Source organism: Paenibacillus sp. J22P90, from assembly GCF_059692195.1.
In genome coordinates, this window is the sequence record NZ_JCAUAY010000002.1 from 430,269 (window position 1) to 456,956 (window position 26,688).

Annotated in this window: 19 protein-coding genes; 3 read left to right on the forward strand and 16 right to left on the reverse strand. The window is 44.0% G+C overall.

Features of this window, described 5'->3' with window-relative positions; translation table 11 throughout:
* Positions 1-2: 2 nt before the first annotated feature.
* The gene (locus AC58UX_RS06745) at positions 3-845 is read right to left on the reverse strand and encodes a sugar phosphate isomerase/epimerase family protein (protein WP_497250762.1); all 843 of its coding nucleotides are present in this window, start codon (positions 843-845) and stop codon (positions 3-5) included.
* A 141-nt stretch (positions 846-986) separates the two neighbouring features.
* Between AC58UX_RS06745 and AC58UX_RS06750 the strand changes: the two genes are divergently transcribed.
* The gene (locus AC58UX_RS06750; protein ID WP_497250764.1) at positions 987-1,895 is read left to right on the forward strand and encodes an AraC family transcriptional regulator; all 909 of its coding nucleotides are present in this window, start codon (positions 987-989) and stop codon (positions 1,893-1,895) included.
* A 64-nt stretch (positions 1,896-1,959) separates the two neighbouring features.
* On the opposite strand, the gene AC58UX_RS06755 is transcribed toward AC58UX_RS06750, so the two are convergent.
* From AC58UX_RS06755 to AC58UX_RS06795, 9 genes are all read right to left on the reverse strand, one after another.
* Positions 1,960-3,669 (reverse strand): hypothetical protein, encoded by a 1,710-nt coding sequence (locus tag AC58UX_RS06755; protein WP_497250766.1) that lies wholly within the window; start codon positions 3,667-3,669, stop codon positions 1,960-1,962.
* 35 nt (positions 3,670-3,704) lie between these two features.
* A complete protein-coding gene (locus AC58UX_RS06760; RefSeq protein ID WP_497250768.1) occupies positions 3,705-5,003 on the reverse strand; it encodes an efflux RND transporter periplasmic adaptor subunit in 1,299 nt (432 codons plus the stop codon).
* 12 nt (positions 5,004-5,015) lie between these two features.
* Positions 5,016-8,126 (reverse strand): efflux RND transporter permease subunit, encoded by a 3,111-nt coding sequence (locus AC58UX_RS06765; protein ID WP_497250770.1) that lies wholly within the window; start codon positions 8,124-8,126, stop codon positions 5,016-5,018.
* Positions 8,127-8,232: 106 nt separating this feature from the next.
* Positions 8,233-9,627, reverse strand: a complete 1,395-nt coding sequence (locus AC58UX_RS06770) for a sensor histidine kinase (protein ID WP_497250772.1) — start codon at positions 9,625-9,627, stop codon at positions 8,233-8,235.
* Positions 9,624-10,301: a response regulator transcription factor gene (locus AC58UX_RS06775; protein ID WP_497250774.1), complete on the reverse strand. Its 678-nt coding sequence runs from the start codon at positions 10,299-10,301 to the stop codon at positions 9,624-9,626. The genes AC58UX_RS06770 and AC58UX_RS06775 overlap by 4 nt, the downstream gene beginning before the upstream one ends.
* 28 nt (positions 10,302-10,329) lie before the next feature.
* Complete coding sequence (gene queC, locus AC58UX_RS06780; protein ID WP_497250776.1) at positions 10,330-11,025, reverse strand: 7-cyano-7-deazaguanine synthase QueC; 696 nt, start codon at positions 11,023-11,025, stop codon at positions 10,330-10,332.
* 64 nt (positions 11,026-11,089) lie between these two features.
* Positions 11,090-11,770 carry a 7-carboxy-7-deazaguanine synthase QueE gene (locus AC58UX_RS06785; protein ID WP_497250778.1) on the reverse strand — a complete coding sequence of 227 codons (681 nt, stop codon included), beginning with the start codon at positions 11,768-11,770 and terminating at the stop codon, positions 11,090-11,092.
* Complete coding sequence (gene queD / locus AC58UX_RS06790) at positions 11,770-12,243, reverse strand: 6-carboxytetrahydropterin synthase QueD (protein ID WP_497250780.1); 474 nt, start codon at positions 12,241-12,243, stop codon at positions 11,770-11,772. Before queD ends, AC58UX_RS06785 begins: the two co-directional genes overlap by 1 nt.
* Positions 12,244-12,314: 71 nt before the next feature.
* A complete protein-coding gene (locus AC58UX_RS06795; protein ID WP_497250782.1) occupies positions 12,315-12,596 on the reverse strand; it encodes a hypothetical protein in 282 nt (93 codons plus the stop codon).
* A 212-nt stretch (positions 12,597-12,808) separates the two neighbouring features.
* On the opposite strand from AC58UX_RS06795, the gene AC58UX_RS06800 reads away from it, so the two are divergent.
* Positions 12,809-13,438, forward strand: a complete 630-nt coding sequence (locus AC58UX_RS06800; protein ID WP_497250784.1) for a nitroreductase family protein — start codon at positions 12,809-12,811, stop codon at positions 13,436-13,438.
* 64 nt (positions 13,439-13,502) lie between these two features.
* Here the strand turns inward: AC58UX_RS06800 and AC58UX_RS06805 are convergent, their stop codons facing one another.
* Entirely contained in the window at positions 13,503-14,588 is a 1,086-nt protein-coding gene (locus AC58UX_RS06805) for a hypothetical protein (protein ID WP_497250786.1), read from the reverse strand.
* 154 nt (positions 14,589-14,742) lie between these two features.
* Here AC58UX_RS06805 and AC58UX_RS06810 point away from each other — a divergent pair, with 154 nt between their 5' ends.
* Complete coding sequence (locus AC58UX_RS06810; RefSeq protein WP_497252093.1) at positions 14,743-14,826, forward strand: YjcZ family sporulation protein; 84 nt, start codon at positions 14,743-14,745, stop codon at positions 14,824-14,826.
* A 64-nt stretch (positions 14,827-14,890) separates the two neighbouring features.
* Here AC58UX_RS06810 and AC58UX_RS06815 read toward each other — a convergent pair whose 3' ends face one another.
* The 5 genes from AC58UX_RS06815 to AC58UX_RS06835 all read right to left on the reverse strand — a co-directional run bounded on the left by AC58UX_RS06815 (position 14,891) and on the right by AC58UX_RS06835 (position 26,683).
* Positions 14,891-16,321, reverse strand: coding sequence for a glycosyltransferase (locus AC58UX_RS06815; RefSeq protein ID WP_497250788.1), 1,431 nt, complete (start codon positions 16,319-16,321; stop codon positions 14,891-14,893).
* A gap of 5 nt (positions 16,322-16,326) precedes the next feature.
* Complete coding sequence (locus tag AC58UX_RS06820) at positions 16,327-18,114, reverse strand: hypothetical protein (RefSeq protein WP_497250790.1); 1,788 nt, start codon at positions 18,112-18,114, stop codon at positions 16,327-16,329.
* Positions 18,115-18,233: 119 nt separating this feature from the next.
* The gene (locus AC58UX_RS06825; RefSeq protein WP_497250792.1) at positions 18,234-19,079 is read right to left on the reverse strand and encodes a Cof-type HAD-IIB family hydrolase; all 846 of its coding nucleotides are present in this window, start codon (positions 19,077-19,079) and stop codon (positions 18,234-18,236) included.
* 35 nt (positions 19,080-19,114) lie between these two features.
* Positions 19,115-25,600 carry a PKD domain-containing protein gene (locus tag AC58UX_RS06830; RefSeq protein ID WP_497250794.1) on the reverse strand — a complete coding sequence of 2,162 codons (6,486 nt, stop codon included), beginning with the start codon at positions 25,598-25,600 and terminating at the stop codon, positions 19,115-19,117.
* Between the two features lie 15 nt (positions 25,601-25,615).
* Positions 25,616-26,683, reverse strand: a complete 1,068-nt coding sequence (locus tag AC58UX_RS06835) for an S-layer homology domain-containing protein (RefSeq protein WP_497250796.1) — start codon at positions 26,681-26,683, stop codon at positions 25,616-25,618.
* Positions 26,684-26,688: the final 5 nt, after the last annotated feature.

Genomic DNA, 26,688 nt, shown 5'->3' on the forward strand with positions numbered 1-26,688 from the left:
GCTTATTTCCTCCCCAAAATTGCATCCATAGCGCCAGATGTGTTATTTACGATTTGCTCGCCGTGATGCGTATAGCCAGGAATCATTTCCGCGATGACATAATCATCATAGCCAATCGTTTGAAGAGCTTTCATCACTGCTGGATAATTCACATCACCTGCAAGGAGGTCAACAAAGCCATGCAAGCCGCCAGCTGCGCGGCGATAATCCTTGAAATGTACTTTTTTGATACGCTGACTCAAAATTGTAATCCAATGCTCTGGATACCCAGAGAAGATGACATTCCCTACATCGAAATATGCGCCTACATAAGGGGAATTAACTTTATCAATGAAATCCCGCATTTCTAGCGGTGATAGTAAAAATTTGTTCCACACATTCTCGATCCCAATTGAAATCTTCAAAGACTCCGCTACTTTTGATAGCTCTTGGAACGCTTCTAGGGAGTAATCATACGCTTGATCATAAGGAACGACTTCAGAATCCGGAATGAAATCAACACCAACTGCACCTGGCACGACTAAAATGGTATTAACACCAAGCACCGCGGCATGCTCAAGCTGCTTTTTCACGATATCTTTCGCCTTCTGACGCGTTTGCTCTTGACTGCTTGTCAAGGAATACGACCAGAATAAGCCTGTTGCTAAACTACTTATCTCAATACCTACCTCATCTGCATGCTGACGGTAGGCACGAACTTCACTTTCTGTGCTTTCAAGGCTAAGCTCGCCTGTTTCATTCAGAGCTAACTCAATGCCGTCAAAGCCTGCTTTTTTCGCAGTCGTAATGCAATCCTTCACGCTCATTGAGCCTGGAAATGACCAAATATTAATCCCTTTTTTCATCGTTATCTCCTCCGCTTCTTACCCTTATTATAAAAGAGGACCGGCATATATGATTTATCTTTTCAGCCGAATTATTTGCACTAGAGCGAAATTGAATATGTTAAAATAAAAGAAGAAAATCCCCTAGAGAGGACGGACCGCATGGATTTCCCAAGGATTTACTTACAGGAATCACTTTCGATCGAAGCACTCATTTCCTTTCACTATTTTGAATATGCCAAGGGCTTTGTATTCGACGGTGAACAGCATGACTTCTGGGAGATTCTCTACGTGGACAAGGGTGAGGTCGAGGTTCGGGCTGATGATGTCATCCATACTCTCGTGCAAGGCAACATGATTTTTCACAAGCCTGAGGAGTTTCATACCGTTCATGTCAGACACGCGCATAAGCCGCCCAATCTCATCGTCATCGCCTTTGCCTGCCATTCTGAGGCTATGTCTCGGCTTGCCAATAAAGTTGTCTCCCTCGGGGATCGTGAACGCAACATCCTTTCGATCATTATGCAAGAGGGGTTTCATGCTTTTCTCCCCCCGTTCGACTCGCCATCCGTTCATCTGCTTGAAAGGAATGACGGAGCGCCGTTTGCAAGCGAACAGCTCATTAAAGCTTATCTAGAGGTACTGCTCATCACTCTCATTCGTAAACAAGATGCGGGAGCAATCATGAAAGAAGCCCAGAAATTAAAGCAATCCTCTCTACATAAAGAACGAGATGAGCAAAGGCTGGTTGGACAAATCCACGATTATTTGCAGAATCATCTTGCGGATTCCTTTACATTAGATGACATCTGCCAAGCCTTCCACCTCGGTAAAAGCCGCATGAAGGAGCTTTTCCAATCCCAGAAGGGAATGGGCGTGATGGAAGCGTTCAAATCACTCAAAATCGAACAAGCCAAAACCTATATGCGCGAAGGGTCCTATAACATTACCGAAGTTGCTAGTTTGCTGGGCTATACGAGTATTCATTATTTCTCGAGAGATTTTAAGAAAACCGTCGGCATGTCGCCTACCGATTATGCGAAATCTGTCAAAGCAAGAGTACATCAATAAAGAAAAAGGGCAGTCCCTCCGTAGATGATTTCTACTAGAGAGACTGCCCTTTGTTATGAAACAATTATTTAATTGTTTTAAGCAAGCGTTTTGCTGTGCCGTTCTGCGTTTCAATGATTTCGTACACATTAATCGTGAACGGGAAGCTGAATTGATCCGTAGTAATATTCGTTGCATCCAACGTTTGCTTGCCACTAACTAGTTTATTCGGTCCTGTGAACGATGCATCTTTGGAACCAACGACGCGACCTGCAGGATCAATAACTTCAAATCTTAATTTCGAGAAGTTGTTGTCAACCACGACATTTTCTTGTTGCGTGATACTCAGATCCAATTTCAGCTTGTACGTATACGTTGCCCCCAACGTTTGCATGCTGGTTGAGATATCGTTGATTGTCACATCGAATGGGTACAAGGATATTGTTGCATCTGTAGAAATATCAGTCTGCACACTCGTTGCCAGAGAAGCAATTGTAGTCGTGTATGGCGCTGCAGTCTGACCATCTAATATTTTCAAAGTGAAGCTTTCGCCATCCTCAGACTGAGGAACAATATAAGAATAGCTGACAACATAACTTAAGCCAGGATTCATCAAGTTCGTCACGTTCGTTTGACGAGCACCTTGATACGTAACACCTTGCTTGTTCGTTAATTCCGATAGGAACGGTGGCGTAACGATTGGCGTTGTGCTCGTGTTCGTTAATTTAAACTTCGCTACAGCCGTCTTATACCCATCTCCTGGATTCTCATGCATATGAAGCTCCATCAAAGACGCTTGCATTAACTTATTAATAGATTTCGCAGACGCATTGAATGGAATTGGTTGACCGATCGTATACGTTGCTGCCTCTGGACTTCCATCCACTGGCCAATTGATACCCAATTTACCTGTGGCAAGCTCCGTAGTTTGTCCTCCCTCTTTTGAGACAAACGTATCTGTCGAGAGCACTAGCAAATTCGTTAGTGTCACACCATTCTCAACAGGGATAGCGTAATGGATTAAGGTATTCTCCCCTGGGCCCACAACAACTGGAGCTGTTTCCGTACGTTTTCCCTCGTAATTCTTCGTCTCTGACTGCGCATCAATTCTGAAAGAAGGAACTGTTTCACGACCCGCTCCCGAATTGTTCACAAGAACTGTAACTACGGCTACGCGACCTGTTTGCGAGTTCTGGATAGAAGCTTCAACGGTTGCATACATTAGTCCTGAATTCACACCAGGAATGGTGAAAGCCTGTTCCCATTGCGCGCTAGCGATGCTTTCAAGTGCTGCACTACCCGTGCCGCCGTACCATACTTGGTTGGTTGGCATCGTCAGAAGCGTAGTCTCTACTTTCGGATACGTGTACAAATCAACATTGACGAAGGATAGCCCTTGAATCGTGCCGATTTCCTTTGAATCAATCGAAGCGAAATATACGAGCTCCGCAATTTCCTTCGGCTGCAGCGATGATTTATTGCCTGCACTCGGCTTCAGCGTGTACGAAATTCCGCTGGAAGCTTGCACACGAAGCTCATGCTCGGGCACACGGTTAAGTGTCGTGCCACCGTTATACAAACGAACCGTCACAGCAAGCTGTGAGCCTGTCGCTGTAGGGGTTTCAGCTACGCTTTTAATCGCTGCACGAATATCCTTCGTTAAGCCATAATTCACAGATGGCGCGACTACAGTAGGTGTTGAAGGCTCCGCAGCCCATGCTGCGGTACCTCCTTGCACGATCATTGCTCCCAGCATAATCGCTGTCAGACTAGATTTCCATGGTCTTTTTTTCATCTATAACTTCTCCTTCATTTTGAATTTCAATGATGTTACTTCGCAGCTGGCGTTGCAATTGGACTAGCTGAAGCGGCTGGTGTACCCACCTTTTGACCATCTTTCAACGTGTTTTGTCCGCTGACGACGAGCTGCTCGCCTTCCTTCACGCCTTCCAGCACTTCCTGGAACTCACCGTTAATGCGTCCAAGCTTCACTTTCCGTTTACTATATTGATCACCTTGTTGTACGAAGACAAAGGTATCGGACTCCTCACGAATGATACTAAGCGTAGGCACCGCAGCCACTTTCTCTTCCGATTCCGTTGTTAGCTGCACTAGGTAACGTCCACCTGGCTGGATTTGACGATCTGCATTAGGAACTTCTAATTCCAGCGTAAAAGTCTTGGAAGCCGCACTCATAATCGGAGCTAAGTAGCTGATCTTCGCTGTGCCTTTTTTATCTGGCGTATTCGGGCTATAGTAAACGAGTTCTTTTTTGTTTTTCACAAGATTGTAGTTCGTTTCAGCTAGTTCCGTTTTAATTTTGATCGGATCGATCTGCTGAACTTGACCTACTTTTCCTGCCGCTGCAGAGGCCGTTTGTCCAACGACTACGTTAAAATCTGTCAAAATACCGCTGCCTGGCGCTTTCACTTCATAATTGTCTAGCGCGCGCGTTGCATCCTCTAAGGAAAGACTAGCAGAAGCTGCTTGTGTCTCGATGGATGAGATCGAATCCGTATTATCAAATGCAGTCAATTTACTTTGTGCAGAGTCTAAACTCATTTGCGCGTTATCCAACGCTTGCTTAAGTTGATCTACTTGACGTTGTAAGGCAACACCCGCATCAAAATCATTGCGAATTTTGTTGTAATCCTGTTGAGCGTTCTTGAGCGCTGTTTGCAAGCGAGTCACGTTATCAGCCAAATCTTTGCGATTGTTCACTTTATTATCTCTTGCTTGCTGTAAGGAATCCTGTGCACTTTTCACTTGCAGCTCGCTCTTGCGCTTATTCGATAACGCATCTTTGTTATCAATAACGAAGAGGACATCACCTTTATTTACATATTCGCCACGTTTTTTCAACACCTCTGTCACTTCGCCATTCGCTTTCGCCATGACATCAAGTGTTGTTCCAGCTGCAACTTCGGCAACCTGTTCAATCGGATTACTGATTTTTTGCAGCTTAATCGCTTCTGTTTTAACTGCTTTAGGCGTTAGCTGGACCGTTGCCGCATCCTTTGCCCCTGGTGCTGAGCAAGCGGTCGCCATGACCGTCGCTGCCGTTAACAGCGTGATGACCCCCATCCAGCGATATTTGCTATGTCCTCTTCGTGAAAACTCGTTAATCATCGATGTGCCTCCTTATACCTCTAACGAACTCGTTGTCATTTTTTCGTTGCTTTTTTTCCGATTAAACATGCGGCTAACACGGTTTTTCATACTCTCAATCAACTCATAAACGATCGGTACAACAACTAGCGTCAAGAGTGTCGAAGTGATCAAACCACCGATAACGACAACCCCAAGGCCTTTCCCGATAAGTCCGCCTTCTGCAGAAATACCAAGCGCTAACGGCATTAACGCCATAATAGTAGCACCCGCTGTCATAATAATCGGACGAAGTCTTATTTTACCCGCTTCAATTAGTGCATGACGAACAGTGTAACCTTCTTCGCGCAGCTGTTGAGCACGATCGATCAATACGATCGCATTCGTAACAACGATTCCGATCAACATGAGGAACCCAATAAGCGATGTGACAGTTAACGGTTCTCTAGCAATAACGAGTCCTAATAGTCCGCCAATGACAGCTAGAGGAAGTGAGAATAGAATCGCAAATGGTGCACTTGCATTCCCGAACGCCAACACCATAATCAAGTAGACGACGAAAATAGCTGCGGCCATCGCCACGAACAACTGGGTGAAGCTTTCGTTAACATCTTCGGATACACCTGTAATTTGCGGTGTTACCCCTTCAGGAAGCTCAAGCTCTTTCAAAGCTGAACTCAGCTTTGCACTTACAGCCGTTTTATTATCGGAATTAATTTTAGCCGATACTTTCACGAGCTGCGCCTGATTCTCTCTGGCAAGGGAGGCAGCGCCTTTTGTTTCATTGATTTTGGCAACTTCCTTCAGAAGAACCGTCGATCCATTCTGAGCCGTTAACGGAATATTACCTAATTTCTCAAGGGAATCGATGTCTGTCTTTTCCATGGAAACGGTTGTTGTATATACAATATTATCGAATTTCATATCGCCTAAATTTTGCTTTTGAATCCAAGCACGTGCCGTATCTCTTACCGTTGCAGCGCTTAAGCCATAGGCTCTTGCTTTTCTCTGATCAACGGAAATTTCGATTTCTGTTTTGGCATCGCTCAAATTATCTTCAACTTCAGCCAGCTCAGGGAATGTGTTCAATTTTTCTTTGACCATAGCCGCGGCTTTCTCTAATTGAAGCTGATCATCACCTTGCAGGGTGTAAGCAAAGTCTGTGCTCGATACCCCGAAATCACCTTCCATGGACTTAGGCTGTACTTCAGAACCTGCCGGCAGCTCGGATAAAATATAAGCAGTCGTTTGCTCTTGCACTTTTACAGGATCCACATTCTCATTCACTTCAAGGAAAATCTGAGATGCGTAAGGTGCTCGCTTATCATCATTACCTGCGTAACCCACCAGTGCTTCAACAAACTTAAATACTGGCTCGCCTTTAGAATCCTTCAGGTCTAACAAGACCGTTTCAATTTCTCTCGTTTTGCTATCTGTTGCTTCAAATGACGTAGAATAAGGCATTTTCATTTCGAAATACATGATATGGGAGGCAGCTGATGCAGGTAAAAATGAAACTGATAAGAGCGGAATCGTACCCGCCATTGTCCCAACGAGCATCACTAACGCGATGAGCAATGTTTTAATTCTATTTTTCAAACTCCATGTCAGTGCTTTTTCATAGAACACGGTCATCTTCGTCGGTGTCGACTCATCATGCGCTTTACCTGGTTTACTGCGTAATACAAGCAATTTCGCAAGCATTGGAATGACCGTTAACGCTACGATTAAGGAAGAAAGCAGCGCACAAGCAATCGTCAGAGCGAATGGTCGGAAGAATCCACCTACAACACCTGTTACTAGAGCAAGCGGAGCAAATACCCCAACGGTTGCCAAAGTAGATGATGTAATCGCCATCGAAACTTGCTTGGTAGCCAGAGCAATTACGGATTCTTTACGTTCTTGTGCTTTTTCCAAGGAGGCATAAATATTTTCAATAACGACAATCGAGTCATCGACAACCCGCCCAACGGCAATAAATATACCGCCCAGCGTCATCGTGTTAAGTGTTAAATCTAACTGTGACATTAATAATAAGGTGATCAAAATGGAAAGCGGAATCGAGACGAGAACGATCAGCGTCATACGTACATTTCGTAGGAACACTAGAATCATCAACGATGCTAGGACAGCACCGACAATCCCTTCACGTACAAGTCCAGAGATCGATTCTTTGATTTGATCTGCACTGTCATACGTGCTTCTGAACGTGATGTTCGGCAGCGTTGTTTCCCAATCTTTGATGTTCTTCTCAATTGCTTCGGAGAATTCAACCGCGTTCGCACTGCCAGCTTTATATAAAATCATCCCAATGGCCGGCTTACCATCTAGTCGCCCATTGAAATTCGACTCGCTGATAGCTTTTACTTTGGAGACTTGGTCCAGCGTAACGATGCTTCCTTTAGGCGTTGTAATCTCTACTTTTTGCAGATCATACAAGCTGGTAAGACTGCCGGTTACACGGGTCATTTTGCTATTGCCATCGATTTCAATAGAACCGATTGGTGTTTTCGTCGCGGCTGTATTAATGGCATTGCTCACCATGCCTGGTGACAATCCATAGACATCCAATGCCGCTGCATCTAGCTCGATATCCAGTGAGGTATCTCTGGCACCGATAATGTCCATGTGGTCAATACCTTTAATACCTTCAAGTCCTGGTTTAATGGTGTCTTTAAACGTTTTATCAAGCTCAGTTTGGCTGACACCCTCATTCGCATAAGCGACCAAATAATTCGAAGGGAACGATGCAGCACCGAAGGTAGAAGCTTTCGGCGCACCTGCTGTGGCAGGTAAGGAGACGGTGGACAGGGCATCCTGTACAGCCTGTTTCTTTTTGTCGATATCGACATTTTGCTTGAAGAATACAATAACCATGGAAGAATTATCGCTGGAAGTAGACTGCATGGAGTCTAAATCTTCTAGATTCGCCAGCTTCTTCTCGATAGGTACCGTAATTTCATCCATAACGTCCTTAGGCGCGCCTGTGTACGTCGTCATAACAGCTACGACTGGGAAGGAAACGTTCGGCATGTTCTCTTCCTTCAGCTGTGTCGCTGAATACAAACCGCCTGCGAAAAGCATGATCATGATGATGAATAACGCGGAAACGTTTTTCATCGAAAAATGTGTGAGTCGATTCATTCCTGTACTCCCCTCAACTAGTGATTGTGAGATAAAGATACAGGTTCAATATGAACTCAATATGAACAAAATAAAGAAACTTGGTGAACGTTACCAAGTTTCTTGTTCAATTCTTTTTAGTTGGCGATTGAGTGGTCGGAACTACGATAATAAATTGCGTTCCTTTGCCTTCCTCACTATGAACCTCAATAGTACCGTCGTGCATATCAACAATTTTTCGAACAATCGCGAGCCCTAGGCCACTGCCGCTATCGCGCTGTCTCGCTTGATCCACTTTATAGAATCGGTCAAAAATACGACCTTGCTCTTCAAAGGGAATACCGATCCCATTATCTTGAATCCATACTTGAACCCGGTCTTTCAACGGAACGAGCTTGATGAAGATATGCCCGCCAGCAGGTGTGAATTTAATCGCATTGCCAATCACATTCATCCACACTTGGCTTAACTGATCGGCATCCGCAAATATTTTCACACGAGGCAGAGCCAGATCCATGTCCAGGTCCTTCGCTGACCATTGAGGCTCATAGAAAACAACAATTCGCCGCAGCTGCTCGTCCAAATCATAGATCGAAGGATGAAAAGGATGATGTTCGGACTCTAAGGAAGCCAGTTTTAGCAAATTGTCACTCAGACGAGACAAGCGCTCGCTCTCACGCTCAATAATCTCCAAGTACTTCATCCGGTCATTCTCTGCAATCTCAGAATCACGCAAAGCTTTGGAGAAGCCGCGAATCGACGTCAGCGGGGATTGAATCTCATGAGACACGTTGGACACGAAGTCCTGCCGCATTTGCTCCAGCTGCTTGAGCTCGCCAGCCATATGATTGAAGCTTTCAGCGAGTTTGCCAAGCTCGTCCTTGTTGTTAACGTTCACATTTACATTAAAATTACCTCGAGCCAGCTTCTCCGTCGCTAAGGTCAGCTTTTTCAAGGGATTCACTAAATAGCGCGAAGCGATGACAATGAGCAAGCTTCCCACGATCAGGACAATCGTAAGAACAGATACGATTAACGTCTGAAGTTGGCCGCGTGCAGCATCTGTGATGTTTGTATGTATGAATAACGCGTAGCTCTGATCACCAACGATCAGCGGTACACCGACTTTAATACCGTTAATCCCACGTAAAGGTGCGCTGAAATCCAGACTTTTATAGGTATGACCCTTCAAAACGTCTGCAACCTCGGAAGCTTGAATGCGTGGCCTTCCTTTGACATCCTTCGGAATTTGCCCTAACGATTCACCATTGGAGTCAAACAGTGTGAACAAATAATTTTCGTTCAGTCGATTGCTCCCAGCTACAAAGGAATACAGGTTTTTCGGCTGCACTTCATTGCTTAACGTGACAATTTGACGTCCAACGGCTAACATCTCAGATTGAAATTGCGTCGAAATCATATTGGTAAAAAAGTACATAGCCAAAGGAAATGCGACAAGTACACTCGTCACGACGATCGCAAGAAAGGTGACAACCACGCGCAAATAAAGCGATTTGATCATGCCTTCACCTCAAGCCTGTACCCTAATCCGCGTATCGTCGTAATTTGAAAACCTTCAGAGAATGCCTCAAAACGCTCACGCAAACGTTTGATATGGACATCCACCGTACGCTCATCGCCTTCATAATCCATCCCCCAGATCTGCTCAATCAGCTGCGTCCGTGTGAAAATTTGACCAGCATGGCTAGCAAACTTGTAGAGTAGCTCAAATTCCTTTAATGGCAGGGAAATCCGTTGATCTTGAAAACGAACTTCATACGTTGTGCGATCAATGTTCATCCCGCCAATTTGGATAACCTGAGAAGAATGGATGCGGTATCGCTTGAGCAGTGCTTTCACTCTCATGACCAGTTCCACCGGATCAAATGGTTTTACTAAATAATCATCGGTGCCGAGCTGGAAGCCCTTCACTTTATGTACCGACTCGCTTTTCGCGGTCACCATGAGCAAGGGCAGTTCGGGGTAATGCTTTCGCAACTCGCGGCACAGCTCCCAGCCGTCCATTAGCGGCATCATTACATCCAGCACGACTATATCTGCTGGCGTTGTTCCCATGAGGCTTAGCGCCTCTTGCCCATTGCTAGCTTGCACAACCGTTAGGCCTTCCCCTGCCAAATAAACACGAATCAATTCTCTGATATCAGCGTCATCATCAACAACCATAATCCGGGTCATGCTTTACCGCCTTTCTCACATCTTGCAGCTAAGCTAGGTAAGAGATTGGATCCTTGGAGCCTGCTTCTTCAAAGCCTTTCAAACGCAGTCGACAGCTGTCGCACTCGCCACAAGCTTCTGCTTTTCCGTTATAGCAAGACGTTGTCAGCTCATAAGGAACGCCGATTTTCAAACCTTCCTCTACGATCTTCGCTTTTGTCCAGTTGATCAATGGCGTTTCAATCGTGATGCCTTTCCCTTCTACACCCACTTTGGTAGCCAGCGCAATAACTTCTTCTACCTTATGGATGAATTCTGGTCGACAATCTGGGTAGCCGCTATAATCTAGCGCATTGACACCGATGTAAATCGCTTGAGAGCCCGTCACTTCCGCATAGGATGTAGCGATGGAGAGAAATAATAAATTCCGTCCTGGCACATACGTTACCGGGATTTCTTCTAATGCTGCCCCGTCCGTCACATTCGGTACTTCAATTGAATCATCCGTGAGGGCACTACCGCCGAAATCACGCAAGAAATCCAGCTTAATGATTTTGTGTCTTGCAGATACGCCATAATGCTCAGCGACTTGCTTGGCATTCTCAATCTCAATCTTATGACGTTGTCCGTAATCAAACGAAATCGGGAACAAGTCATAGCCAGCCTCCTGCGCTAATCCCATACAAGTCGTACTATCTAAACCTCCGCTAAGAATAATAACGGCTCTTTTTTTATTTTCACTCATCGTCATCAGTACCTCTTCCTTAAAATTTGAAAATGGCATTGTACATTCGTACAATGCCTGTAGGCTAGACGCCTCGCATCGCTGGGTCCCAAATAATTTTATGCAGCTGCATATTCAGCTTCACCTTCGATAATCCTTCGGCCAGCATTAGATCAACCAGCTTGCGCGGCGGCATCGTTTCCCATACGGGACTGAACATCGGCAGCGCTTTGGTCGGATACTTCTGCAGTACGCTGACTGCTGTTTGAAAATCGATATCGCTGCCGATGACGAACTTCAGCTCATCCTGCTCACGCAGCAGCTCGAAGTTGCTGTAGATCATCTGATCCATTTCGCCGGAATCCGGCAGCTTGAAGTCCATCACATAACGGACCTTCGGCGAGGATACTTGCGCGATAAATGGCGCAAGGTCAATCGCCCCGTTCGTCTCAATATGCAGGTCATCGACCTGCTCCAGCTTGGCGAGCGCTTCGATTAACGCGAGCGATTTGTCGCCGTACAGGAGCGGTTCGCCGCCTGTCAGGCAAATATGCCGGGAGCGGAACGTCTCTACCTTGCTGATAATCTCAGCAATGGTCATGACGTTCTCAGCTTCCGCCGGAGGGTAGCTGTACGTGGTGTCACACCATGTGCAGCGCAGGTTGCAACCAAAAAGACGGACGAAGATCGTCGGGAACCCGGCACGGGTTCCCTCCCCTTCAACCGTCTCGAAGATTTCAACCATCGGAATGCGGATATCGCGCATTACACTTCCTCCTCCATCATCGAGCGAGTGATGGCTGCATAGCTAGTCGGTGTTTCCCATAAGCGAATCTCGTCTAATGAAATCGCGGGAAATAGCTCTTCATCAAGCAGAGCTTGGTGAATTTCTTCATAGATCCAAACGACCATATTCTCAGCAGTCGTATTCATCGGCGGCAGCACGTCGTTCAAATAACGGTGATCCAAGCGATCAATCACGCGTTCTTTTGTGATCCTTTTAATATCTCCAAAATCGATTGCGATTCCTCGGCTATCTACTTTCCCTCGCATAATCACTTGCAATTTATAAGTGTGGCCATGTAGACTTTTACATTTTCCCTCATAACAATGCAGATGATGCGCACTATCAAACGTAAATTCTTTGGAAATCAAAACGGATTTATGGTGATATTTCAATTGGTTCTCTTGGATGTCACGCCCCAATTCTTGCACATTTCTTGGGATTTCATAGCTCATTATTATCACCTCATATATTCGAAAAAAACAGTACTCTACATTATATCATAAATAGACAGTTTGTCACCTTGTTAGCTTGGCATGGAAGAATTTCGCTCTCTCTTTTGCATCAAATCCAGATGGCCGCGGATCTCCTGCATGCGTTCGTTCTCCTCACGCAAATCCGCTTCAATGAGAGCGGTCAACCGCTCAATCTGTCCCACAACAGAATCTGGTAGCTCCACCTCTTCGAGCGATTTCACAATGTACAGCAAGCATTGCAGCGTCTCGTCCATGAGGCTTTTCTTATTCCCAGTCAACACGACTTCGCTCAAAAATACAAGGTGATTCAACTCTTTTTGCGTTAATTTCAAGAGGAACAACCCCTTTCTTTTTCCATTATCCAACATTTTACGACAACGGGAAAGACTCTCTTGACAATCATAACTATAACATTTATGATTACAGTAAATTGTTACAAAGTTGTTTACAGTTCATCATTCAAGTTACCAACGAATTACACACATGCTTTTGGATGGATGAACAACAATATAAAGAACTTATTTTATCCTTGGAGGGATCCGTAATGAGCACACAAGTACAAAATGAAGTTTTGAAAGTCATTGAAGAGCGTCATTCCGTAAAACAATACCAAGCTGGGCACAAGATGCCGCAAGCTGACCTAGAGCAAATTTTGACTTCTGCTTCCTTGGCACCATCTTCTTGGAATCTTCAACACTGGAAGCTTCTCGTTATCGACGATCAAGCTCAAAAAGAAAAATTGCTTCCAATCGCTTACGGTCAAAAACAAATCATTGAAAGCTCCGTTGTCATCGCGGTTCTTGGCGATCTTGAAGCAAATAAAAATGCGCAAGCAGTCTTCGGACCAGCAGTTGCTGGCGGGTTTATTCCACAAGCGGTTATGGATACACTTGTTGCACAAATCGAAGGCGCGTACCAATACCCGCAAGTTGCTCGTGATGAAGCTATTCGTAATGGTTCATTGGCAGCTATGAACTTGATGCTTGCAGCGAAAGCACTTGGCTATGACACTTGCCCAATGGGTGGCTATGATGCAGGTAAATTCGTAGAAGCATTCAACGTACCTTCTCGTTATGTACCAGTTATGTTGATCAGCGTTGGTTTGGCTGCTTCGCCAGCACGCTCAGCTGGCCGCTTTTCACTAGATCAAATCACTGTTTCCAATTCGTTCTAATTAAAATAGACGAAAGGCATGACTCTCATTGCTTGAGAGATCATGCCTTTTTTTGTGCGCATCATTAGTGTAATTGTTCGGTTTCGAACAAAATTTCATCGATGAGTTTATTGCGATAGAGCATGGATAAATTGAAGGTTTCGTATTCCTTCTCCTTATCCAGTTCATCCAGCAGCAGCGTCGCGATTAATTCTCGATCATCGGAATCACCTGGCTCCCGAAAATCAATAAACCCTGTAAGCTGCCGCGAGCTGATATCCACCGTTGCCGTTCCGATCGGTAATCCGCCGTGGGAACGCTGATAAATTTCATAAGATAATGTATCCAAATCGTCTCTAACCAAAACAATGGAATAATCATCGCTTGTCGGTATCCACATATCATCTTCCGATTGAATATCATCAACCAAATCCAACAAATCGATATGTGTTAACTCCACTGTATCGACCGTCTCGCCATTATGAATCATGTGGAACACGAAAGAATCCGTTTGCTCCTCATTGAAGTCCGCCACCATCAGTTCGGTGACAATGTCCATCTCTTCATCAAAGGGATCGAATTTCCAAGTAATGTCTCCGATTACCTCGGATCCGTAGATGTGTAGAACCGCATCAGCGATCAATTCGGATTCCTTGTCATACACATGATACTCTACGCTGCTTCTATTTTCGTTAACAATCACAAGCTCGTACCCTTTTTCCTGCTTACGCTCCTCCAACATATCCAGCTGCTCCGCAGGCAGTTCCGACTCCTGTACATCCACACTCATATCTTCTCTTAGCCACGAATAGTCCAGTTCATCATCATGCAGAAGATCGACACTTCCCAAAAAATCTTCCTGGAACGTTGACGGCTGAACGGCATGCTCCGTTACAATCACAAAATCATACTCACTATAGCTTACGGTAACCTCGCACTCGACGATGCCCAGCGCATCAATTGCAGCCTGAATATACGATTGGGCAAAATCATACACTTCCTGCTTATCCACACTCGTAATCGATTGCTTTTCCAGATGAATCGCGCCTTTGAGACGATCCGATTCCCTGTAGACTAGCGTTAACGTACCGACAAACTCCCCATTGTACATAATATCGCAGACTTCGCCGCCTGCTGTTTTCAGGTCGGGTCTTAGCATAATATCGGCCACGACTTCGTCGCCTCCTCTACAGATCTTGTGTCATTCTTCTGTAGCATGCCCATTATAAACCAAAATATGAGCAATCAGGATATCCGTCTATACACTTATGCCCCAACGTACATATCTTATCTTATAACACTCACCACGAAAGGAGGGAATGTCCATGTCAGCAGTAGGAACTTCAGCAGCTGCAGTTTTAGTTCTTTTCATCCTTCTTGTTATCATCACTAGCGCATTTGTTATTTAATATCTAAAAGACAAAAAGACGATCACCAGCCCATTGAGGATTGGTGGTCGTCTTTATATTTGGGTTATTGCTGATCTTTAATAAGCTGTTGACGTTCGGTTTCGATGAAGGTGAGTTTGGCGGAGATGACGTCCGCAGCTCCTGGCTTGTCCTTAAGCTGCGAAAAAATTTGCTTCGCTCTGGCTAATTTCCCCGAACGCATGGCTAGTTCGCCTAGCGACGTAGCCGCCTTCCACTCAGCTATGTGATAATCCGCGCTGACACTGCCGCGGTAATTCGGCAAGCTGGTCACCGATTGCTTAATGCTAGCCTCTGCTAATCGGAGCAGCTCATCCGCTTGCCGCATGCGCACTTGCGCTAGTAAGTAATGTGCGTCAGGGAAATCAGGTGACTGTGCCAACGCTTTGTGGCAATACGCTTCGGCTTCGTTATAATTTTTGCGCTGCAGCATGATTTGAATGAGAAGCCGGTAAATCTCAGACATCCGGCCGAATAATGCCGTTTGCAGGCCTAAGCGTTCGGCTTCCAGCAGCGCCGTCAGCGCTTGCCCCTCTTGACCGAGACCGAGCGACTCTCGCCCATAAAATAACCAATGACCCGGATTCTCGGGTTCTTCCTCGATCATCAGCTTGAGTAAGCGCAGATTGCGTTCTAGCTTACCTTTGCTTTGAAGGACTACTGGATCATACCCATGATGATCCAGCCTGATTTTGACCGCTCGGCGATACGTATCTAGCTGATAAATCCCTTGTGCTGTCCCGATTTGCTCATGGATACGTCCGTAATAGCGAAGTCCTCTTTGCGCCGGGAACATCCGCACCTGTGAAAAATCGTGCTGAATCGTATCCTTCACCCGATTCAAATGCCAGACATGCAGCGCGGGGATCATGTTCGCAGCGTGGAATACACCCGCTACTTCTCGGACGGCGTGGATGTCATCTGGAATCAACACCTCGTCAGCGTCGATCCAGATGACCCAGTCCGTCTGGACATGCTGTAGTCCAATGTTGCGTGCTGCGCCGAAGTTGTCCTCCCACACAATGGGGACAACCTTAACCTTCGGATACTGTAAGGCGATCCGTCTTGTATCATCCGAGGATGAATCCACAAGTAGGATTTCATCCACAGCCCCTTGCAAAGCCAGGATACATTTCGCGATGTCGGCTGCTTCATTATGCGATAAAATCGCCGCGGTCACCGTCACCTTGGGAACATACAAAAGATCCTCGATGTCCGGTCTCGGATCACCTTGAGGTATCTTCTGCATCGACTTGTAGATATGATTCACCCACTTGGCTTGCGGATCCAGCAGCCAAGCGCGGTCGAAGACCCGCTTCGCTGCACCGGCTTGCTGCTGCAGGAGCAGCGTTTCGCCGAGCATGACCCAGAGTTGCGCGTCCAGCGGAGCTTGGCGGATGGCTTGGAAGAGCTCGGTTTGGGCTTCTTGGGGTTTGTTGGCTTGGATTAGAGTGATGATGTGGTTATGATTTAACATCTGGATCAGTTGGTTGGTCTCAAGATTGGAATTGTAAATACCCGAGACCCACTATTTGCTGTATTTGCATCAGGATCAATCGCTAAAATTGTACTAGTATTTTCTATGTCATCAATAGTTATCACATAGGAACCAGAATAATAGTGACCCAAAGTAGCGGGACTGCTAATTAACACTTTTGAATTGAAGTTAGTATCAAAGCTGTTCCAATCCGCTGATTTAAAGTATGGATATAGCGAATCCAAATACAATCTGGTTGTTCCTGACGCAATTTCTGGTTCTATGACATTTAAAATAATATCATTTTGATACCATTCAATATTCTCAAGACTTGCAGTATAGAGCTTCACTCTGGATGAGGTATTCAGATCCGTTCCAGCAATAAATTTAATATGATCAGGGTCATATGGTAAATTATATACGGATGACGTAACGGAAGGTGGAAGTCCAGGTAAGATGTTCGGTGATAAATGTACTAGATCGCGACCATCAACCCAATGCTGCTTCTTTATGTCTATTAAAAGGCTGCTTTCCCCTCCAGTATTCGATGCCATAAGTACAAGAGAATTAGGAATAGAAGTATTTGGACTTGTATTCAGATTAATTGTCACGTTCTGTTCCGTGAAAGCTCCGTCCTCATTAATAGCTTTAATTTTCGTAATCATTAGAGGACCTTCAACCTCAGGCAATGAGCTCGAAGTCACAATACTGTTATTAAGAGAGAACATCCCAGACTCATAACCTGGTACTTCTAGCTCGTAATAAAGATTTTCTTCATTCGTATCATAGAAAATATCATTCAAATCCAATTCTGAAGTAGGTGATAAATTAAGAACGTTTCCATGTACAGACAAATGGCTAGCAACAGGGTTGTTCACCGTATTTAACTTGACTGAAGTCGTAACTGTCACATTAAATGGTGCTGATTCCGTAACACCGCCGTGTCCATCACGAGCCACAATTCGAAATGTACTTACACCTTGATTTATTGGATATAGTCTCCAGTTCGATCCGCCTTCACTCTCATTATAGGCAACTATAACTGGACCTTCTAGTTCATCAGTAGGTATCCACACCAACGAAGTGGAAATATTATCATTAACATCTATATCAGAAAACATATCATTCAAATCACCAAGCGTATATGAATTCTCATTCCCAAGCTCAATTGTAATATTTTGAATTGGAGCAATTAAACTCGGTGCATGATTCCCCCATTTAGTGCCTGGTGTTATCGATCGACCAATGTTACTAAGCAGAAGTTTTACATCAGCTGGTTCTAGATTTGGGGAACTTGTCAATTTTTTCACAGTATCACTAATATCATATTTCCTCTCTGAGGTAATACTGGGATCTACTGTAACGAAAAATTTGTCTTCCTGCGGAGTACCATCGGAATTAAAATGCACTGTAAATGTAGCTGTCCCTGGGGCGGATGTTGTAGACCCTGAGCAGACTGCAGTAGCATTAACAGGATGAATTTTCAAAAGACCATCGTACTCATAGCCAGGTTCATTATAGGCAACCTGAGAACAACTACTAGTAACTGAGAACATTGGATTATCATAAGGATCTACACCATAAATCGTATACAAATCCAAAGTATCTGTATGCCCTAATAATGGTACGATCGTATCCCCCAGTTTATCGTTTTTAACTGGCGGTGACGATGGTTCATAAGCTACTACCGTATTTGAGGGATCCACTAAGAATGGAGCAGTAATTAAAGCCGTACTAACTATAAGAAGGGCTGCTTTTTCTTTTTTTGAATAAGTCTTATTCTCTTTTCCCAATTGCTATCACCACCATCTACTAGTATTCTTTCTCTCATTCTATCATAGGAAATAAGTACTAAAAACCCCTAAAACGACAAAAAACCTCAAAAACCGAGGTATTTTATCTGAATTTATTTTTATAAACAGTACTTTCGTATTGCTTCGTGTACGCCCTCATTATTATTGGAAGAAGTGACCGCATCTGCAGCTTCCTTCACGTCATTCGGCGAATTCTCAACTGCAATCCCCAGTCCGGCAAAGGCCATCATTTCGAGATCATTGTAGTAATTCCCAATCGCCATAATCTCCTGGGATTCAACCTGAATGGAGGCTGCCAAAGCCTTTAAAGCGTTCCCCTTATTCGCCTCAGGGTTCATCACATCGATGAACAAATCACCACTGCGAATCATCCTCAAATTCCCATAAAGCTTCTGATCTTCCCAATCTCGCTGGACACGATCTAACACTTCAGATTGAGCAAAAAGTGTGAATTTGACAATCGGCACACCAAGCTCTGAGACGGAAGTCACGAGTTTAGGGTTAATGAGAAACTTTTTGTACATCATCTTCTCATACTCACCGACACGTTCGATATACATGTTGAACGCCGTACACACATCAAAATGAATACCTTCACGGCGGGCGTAAGCCAACATCGGCTCTATTTCAGATAGCTCAAAAGAAAATTCATTCACCAACGACTGCCCACGCTCGTCTGCATGTACAGTAACTGCACCATTGTGTGTGATCATCGTTCCTTCCAAGCCCAATTGCTCAAGAATAGGCAAAGTACTCACCGGCGCTCTCCCCGTACATAGCACAATATGACAGCCTTGATCATGAACTTCTTGAATCGTTTCTATCGTTTGATCTGTTAACTCATGATCATCATTGAGAAGTGTTCCATCAACATCCAGTGCAATTAATCGATAGTTCAAGGTACTCTCTCCCTCGTTCTCTTTTTTATCGACTAATTGTACCATAGCTTTCCATGTAGTTCATCGCTTTTACAAAAAAGCTATTGCACCCTATGTACGCCAACCGATTGCTGGGCATTCCCAATGATTTCGATAGGGATATCCTCATTTTTCACAACACCATTACTGTATCGTATCTGAAAATGAATGATTTGCAGCCCTTTTGGCAGCCCCTCCGTAAAGGATTGGAATTGGCTATCGTACAGTTCACCACTATACTTGGTGTTTTCACCCAACTGAGGTAACAACTTTGTAGAGACCAGTATCCGCTGGCCATCTAAACCAGTAGTGTCTATCCAAGCAATCACTTTCTCCACTGGGGCTAGAGCGCTCTGACTTTTTACTATTAAGATTTCCCCAGAGTAAAATTGTTTAGGTTTTGTCAGGGTTTGATGTCCCTTCTGATTATGCAAAATCAACCACTGATCGGTGGAATTCACATCAGAGTGAATGGTTAGCGGCAACGCGGTAATCATTTTGACCACCGAAGACGTAAGCAACCCATCAGTAACTGAAAGTGTCACTTTGTAATCGCCAGGTTCGGTGAATTTTTGAGTGAAATTCATTGTAGTAAACGGCTTCCCAACCCCATCTGGTCCTTCGATGGACCATAAATAAGAAAGATCATCGCCATCAGGATCAATCGAATTATTTATGCTCCACACCTCATCACCTTCCCAGACGGGTTTTGGATTCCAATCAAAATCGGCAATAGGCGCTCGATTGATGTACATCCATGTTTGGGGTGAATAGGCTGACCATAAGAATCCGTCAAATGTCCGGACCCGAACTCTTAATTTCTGTCCTGCAGGTAAAAGGGTATTGACTTGCCAACTTCCTGTCGCCGATGATGTCCCTTGCCAATTTTGACCTGAGTCCAAGATCATGACGGTATTGTCTTCATTCGTAATTTGGATTTGAAAATATTGAAAAATCGTACTTGGATCTGGATCGGTTTGATTCCAAAATAGTGTTGGAGTTTGTGTGCTAAATAAAGTTGGTACAGCTTGAGTTCCAGCAGGGATTGTCATTGCAGCGACTGGTGGCCGGTTAGTGACCATCCAACCTGTATTCGACCATGACGAACTTTTTCCACCTTCATCCCAAACCTTTACTTGTACCTGATATAACCCTCCAGGCGATAAAGTAGTATCCAATGTCCATGACCAACTGTTATTGGTAGTATTAAATGTCTGAATTACACACTCCACACAATTTCCGGATTGATCCTTTACCGAAATTTCAAATGCTGTGTAAAACGTGTTCGCATCTGGATCCGTCTGGTTCCACGAAATGGTTGGTTTTAGAGATACGTACGATGGTGCACCTAATATTCCATTTGGAAACGTTAATGCAGCAGTAGGAGGATTATTCGGCAAAGGAACGGTAATAGTGATCTTAGCTTCTACAAAATCGGACCAAGCCCCATACTCGTCTTTTACTGCTAGATAAGCATAATAATCGCCGGATTCAATAGGTTTCGTTGGAAGTGAGGCTGTTGACATGCCTGAGGGTGAAATGAAATATGATAGCCTTTCATAGATCCCCTTATTAGCCGTATACCCACTATGGCAACTTAAATCTGCATAGCAGCGATCTGGATCATATGAAGTATCTGTATTCCCAATCGTGCCATCGCCATTTAAATATAGTGACAGCCTCGCTATAGGCTTACGGTGAACTGTAATATCCGATTCGTATATCGGACTCCATTGACGATAAGTATGAAAAACGTTTGACGGATACAAAAAGTCTGGCTGAGGGTCGTCAATAACTTTATATCCTACTCGGTATTTTCCAACCCTTGAAAACACAGGTTTTGCCGTAGTGCTTGTGTAACTAGCTTCCGCACCTGATTTACCATCCCCAGCATCCAAAAACAAAGAGCTACTCGTTTGTTGAACATTCCACTCTGTCAAAGGTGGAGCTATGGGATCATTTTCATCGTCCGTTATAACGGTATCATACTCGGCTGTTTCATCTACAAGGACAACTCCTAACGTGTCTTCTAAGGCACTATCTGCGTATTTTTCGGTAATTATTGATTTAAATTCAGTAAAAGCAACTTCTGTATACGGACCAACATATCCCTCTGTTAAAAATGTGTTGTCGTTTAGAATGATGTAAGGAACACCATTGACGTAAACTTTAATCTGATTCCCGAGCGCTCGCACTTTTAGGTTAATCCAAGAAGTTCCAACGGCAGTAATCGTCTTGGTATCCAGATAAGTTTTTACCCCGTTCACTATCTTGAGTAGGGAAACGGAATTAGCGTCAATTTCCACACGATACATATTCTTATTATCTTGCAAACGGAAAGAAACACCGGCAGGCACGTTTGAATAGGAACCATTGTAAAATCTGAAGGATGTGCTCAATGAAACGTTTCTCATGAGTTTGTTATATTGTAGCTGACCAATATTTCTAGTGACGCCATTGCCCATAACTACTTCTTTGTTTGCTCCAGTGCCCGAACCTCGGATTAAATTCAACTTCACAATGCTTGTTCCGTTGTAGGTTAACCCGCCGGGAAATATTCGAGTCCCTGCATACAAAGTTGCATTGGTTGGGACATCCACACCTCGGTTTGATATGGTGCTTACAGCCAGAGCATCTGCAGGGACAACCCCAGCGTTATCAACACAATTGACATTACCGTTACCATCATGAGTTAGCTTCAATACCTGCGTGAACCAATAGGCGGTGGTTTGCCAACCATTAGAACTGGTATATGCATACTTATTGTAGTTCACAGTGTAGTACGCTACCTCTGGATTTTGTGCATCCAAAAATATGCGTTTCGAATAAGTGGTAATACGGTTATAGTTGTCGAGAACCACAGCATTAGGAGCTGGGCAAGAGAGACTGCTGACCGAGCTATCTTTTACCACTTGTATGTTGGGCATAATACCGTAACTAATATTTACTGAATTAGGGTTATCAAAGACATGCACCTTGCTGCCAAATGAAGCAATTGTAGTGGGGAGAAGATCCGCAGTAGTGCTGGAATAACTCGATGCTCCGGTAGCTAATGTCTTAGACACGTAATCTTGGAATTTTAATCCAGTATTGAACATGTAAGCGCCGCTCCAACCAGTCATGGTGGAAAACGGTGCGGTAGCGTCGTAAGACATTGGCTTGGCAATCGGTGCAGCTGAGGTGGTGTAATCTAAAATAATCGGGTATACGTCGATCGAGCCATCACTATTCCCGATTACTCCCCTTGTCAAGGAGTGACCATCCATTGAAAAGGTCAAGCATGCAACCGTATTACTACAGGTATAGCTATTGGTTTTAAGATTGGAGCTATTGTATGTATCATATTTCATTGTCCATCTGCTAATATAGTCGTCGTAATCGTCAAACGTTGTATAGGTTTCAACCGTAAAATTTCCAGTTGAAGGATTGACATACACCCAGTTTGTAGCCTGATCTAATCCGTAGTGGGCGCCACTCCCTTCACTGTCGTTGTTATTGGAATACAATGTGTAACCTCCAGCGACTGTGCCTGAAGGACCTACTATTGCCCAATATCGATAATGACTGGTATCCTCATCACCGCCATCATCCCACTGTACGTTAGAGATCTGTAACAGCAAATCGCTTCTAAGGGGAATTTTATTATTTCCAGTCGTAACACCAGGAATAACTGTTGAGCTTACTACACTATATGCTGGTGAAACCTCTTCAATAGTTTGGTAGGAATACTTGTACATGTTATTGGTATTACATTCCGTGGTAAAACCAACCATTGCGTATGTACACTTATTTGCAGGCAAAGCAAGAAGGTTTCCAACCGAGTTAATCCTATAGGAGTTTGCGACAGATACTTGATCCAAAGTCGAAGAAGCACTCTTAGCTAAATCTGTTGGTTTTATTGCCGTAACTTCTGGAATGGTTGGCGTTGAATTTTTACCATTTACGGTAAATGAAGCATCTGGAGCATCATTAAGTACTTGGACGGTGAATACAGCAGTTGCGTTTTTGCCGTAATCTTCCTCCGCGTAAACTTGAAAACAATAAATTCCCACTTTGGTTGGAGTGAAAGTGAAAGCTGCTTCAGAATTAGATACTTCTGTATATCCAATACAGTTATTGTCATTCAACTCGTCGTAGCCTCGTAAAACCTTATACTTAACAACATGGTCATCATCAGGAGAATAGGAAGTATTCTTCAATGTATATTCTACATTTCTAACAGCTACTAGAGGCTTTTCTAACGTTGGTATAGGAGGGTAGTCAGGGGTTACCGTGATATGATGCGTTGCAGGTTGGAGTGATTTTAGGCCGGTGTTATCGAAAACGTGTAGAGATAGATCGTACTCGCCTGAAGTGTTAAAACTTGTGCCCCAGAGCCCGGTTTTTTCGTCTTTCGTGTGATCAATTGTTCTTCCTTCGATTGGAGAATAGGAACTACTTACATCTAAGGCAGGAGTTAATATCCTGTTCTCTTTCACTGTATTACCGCCAGTAATAACAGGTACTGGGTTAGGAGGAACCACCGTTAATTTACGGCAATATGTCGCACTTCTTTGGCTGTTACTTGCTTTAATACAGACCGTGTGTTTTCCAACTTCGTCAGCTAAAATCGTATTTAATTGGTTAAACCTGATCGGTGCTACTAACCCTTTTCTGGTTGGAATACCTGCAATCCAAGGGGTATCGTCTGTAAAGTCCCATTCATAATTAAAAGATAGACATTGTGGATCGACCGCTTTTGTAACTTTTAACGCCACACTATCACCGACAATAGCTTGGGTAATTTCTTTGCTGTAGTCATTATTGAACCACGCAAATTCAATGTCTGGCGGATCGATGGGTGGTGGATTTCCAATTGTGAAGTTTGTGTTACCGATTGAACTCCAATTTCCACATGTGTCGAGAACTGCGGCGAACACAACAATGTTTCCAGAACCAATATCATCTACATAATTGGGTCCGAGATAAACGAACATGTACGTGCCTTGTAACTTACCATTCACAGAACCGTCGAAAGACATGTTAGGACTCTTGTGACGATTCCCATCTCGATCTTCAAATGAGACATAGAATTTAGATGCCTTGCATACTGGATCTGAGTCGTCAACTTTTACATAAGCAAGATTGTTTGATTTCCATGGGATATAGGCTTGATCCATACTAACAGTACCTGTTAGAGTGCCGCCTGTGGGGGAGCAGTTTGTGACGGGGGAGATCGTTTTGTTGCCTATGTTGTTGGCTGTGGGAGGTTCTGGAATAGTGTCATTGGAGTCTAAATTTAAGCTTATCGTCTTGCTGGAGTTGAAAGTGTATGAAACTGTTTCCGTGATTGGAGTATTTGATAAACCGGAGGAATAGGTGAAAGTCTTAAATACCACACCATCTGAGGATACCGTCACATTGAAGGAAGTTCCATTCGGAATTGGGGTGCCGATATTTTGGAATTTTACGAAGATGTTTGTGGTAGCTCCGGTTTGGACGCAGGAGTCTGCGTCGATAGAGATGAAGGATAGGTCTGATTGAACTGGTGGCGTGTAGGTGACGTCTATGTACATTTGGTATTTGTAGGTGGTGGCTTTCCAAACACCTATTGCGAACATTTGATAGTCACGAGCAAGCCCATAAGGCTTGTCAGTTGGGCCTTGAGGATTATCGACAATCTGCTCTATGGGCACCTTGTCATCCAGGATCATCATCGTTCTGATCATACCCTCCCCATCGTTAGTTCCCATTCCAACAGAAAGAGGTAAAGCCCCATAATCAGCATTAAATTTCTCAGCTTTAAAAATTTCAATAGTGCTCTGATCTAACTTATCAGGGTCGGTAATATCCGCAAAATCACCGGTTGGATCTGCAGCAGTTTCAGATAAATACCAGTTTTCAGCTCGAGCAACTTCATAAGCAGTAGTTACCGCTGCACCACTCTTTGCAAAATTCTTTATTATATCACCACTAGCCTCATGGCCTGTTTTACCATCCTTGTAATAAAGGGGAGAGTCATAAGTATAACGTAGATCAGGCCCAAAATCCTTGGTAATGCTGTAATTAAATTGTGTTGTTAAGTATCGATATCTACCGTATAAAGGTATAATGCCTGGATATGGTGAGGGGGTTCCACTTACTCCGTCGAATTCAATGGGATCAGTTTTACTTCCCTTATGTTCCCAAATATGTCCAGAAGGCTGTCGATAAATCTGATGCATTGGAAATGTTTCGGATTTACCGTAAACCGTTGTAGGACTGCCACCAATATTAGTTATGGTAATAGATGATCGACTACGTGATACTGTCCCACCAGTACCGCCCTGATTACTCAAGGTCACATTGGTGATGGTACCAGAAACAACAGAACTCAGATCTGTTGTGAAAGTCTTTGATTGAGAAGCTGAGTATTGTGGATCAACAGGAGAAGTGCTATAACTCCCCTGCTCAAAATTGTAATACAATGTCACGGTAGAAGAAGCTTGTACTCTTTTAGGGCTAACAAAAGGTAATAATAGCTCCATCAAAACTAAGAAGAGTAGAAGTCTATTTATGTACTTTCTCATTGATAGATCAGCTCCTTATTTACTGGCCAGAGTAATACGAGCTCCGAGAACATTAAAAACAATACTATTAGTAGCATTTTTATTAGGTAATGCGGCTGCAACAAAGCCGGTATGAGTTTGTGCTTTATCAAATCTAATAGCACGAGATAATTGCTGGTCAGATAATAGTAATCCGTCAGACATGCCAGACAGAGATAAAACTTGCGTCGGTACCATGTTGGAGCTTCCTATGGCGGCTTCCGTAGAATTAATGGTGAAGTTCGCTAATATAACTTTGTTATCAGCTTTCACTGTTGATGATCCCCACGTACTCATATCGATTAACTGCATGTAGGGGTCGTCCGAATCTGAAGGATCAGCAATAATCAACTTGTTCAGTTTCACCGTAACACCAGTTCCATAAGTCCACTCCGTACCTATCTCCCTCGCCTTCAAACCCAACAACGTTCCCACATTACTCCCCGTCGCTTCAATCTCTGCCTCACTCATAGCATACTTATCAACAGGCAACTTCTCACCACGCTTAGCAGCTAAAATACGCTCAATAACCGTCACTGCTTGTGCACGCGTTGTCTTCCCATCCGGAGCCAATTCTCCCCCACTCAATCCATGAATAAGTCCTAACTTAGTCGCATCCATAAAATTCCCATTCGAAGTCTTGTCCACTGATTTAGTCGCTATCACAGCCATCTCGCCTCTTGCAATTGGAACCATCATATCGTCCACATAAAAAGTTGCACTAAGCACACCTTGGTCTTTCAGCTCTTTAATATAAGGTTTGTACCAGGAATCCCCCTCAACTGAGGCAATCAATTTACTTTTTGTAGCTGAAGCGACTAACTTCACAAACTCTGCACGGGTTATCTCTTTGTTTGGTTGAAAGCTTCCATCCTCATAACCATCGACATAACCAGCTTTTACTGCACCTTCAATAGAAGCTTTAGCCCAGTGGGTAGAAATATCCGTCAAACTTTTCGTTGTTTGTGAATTTGAACTTATTTGCGTTGAATCTGCAGCCAAAGTTGTTGACTGGCTAAGCGATATTAAAAACACTGTTGAAACAACGAGCAAAGATTTTTTCAAAATAA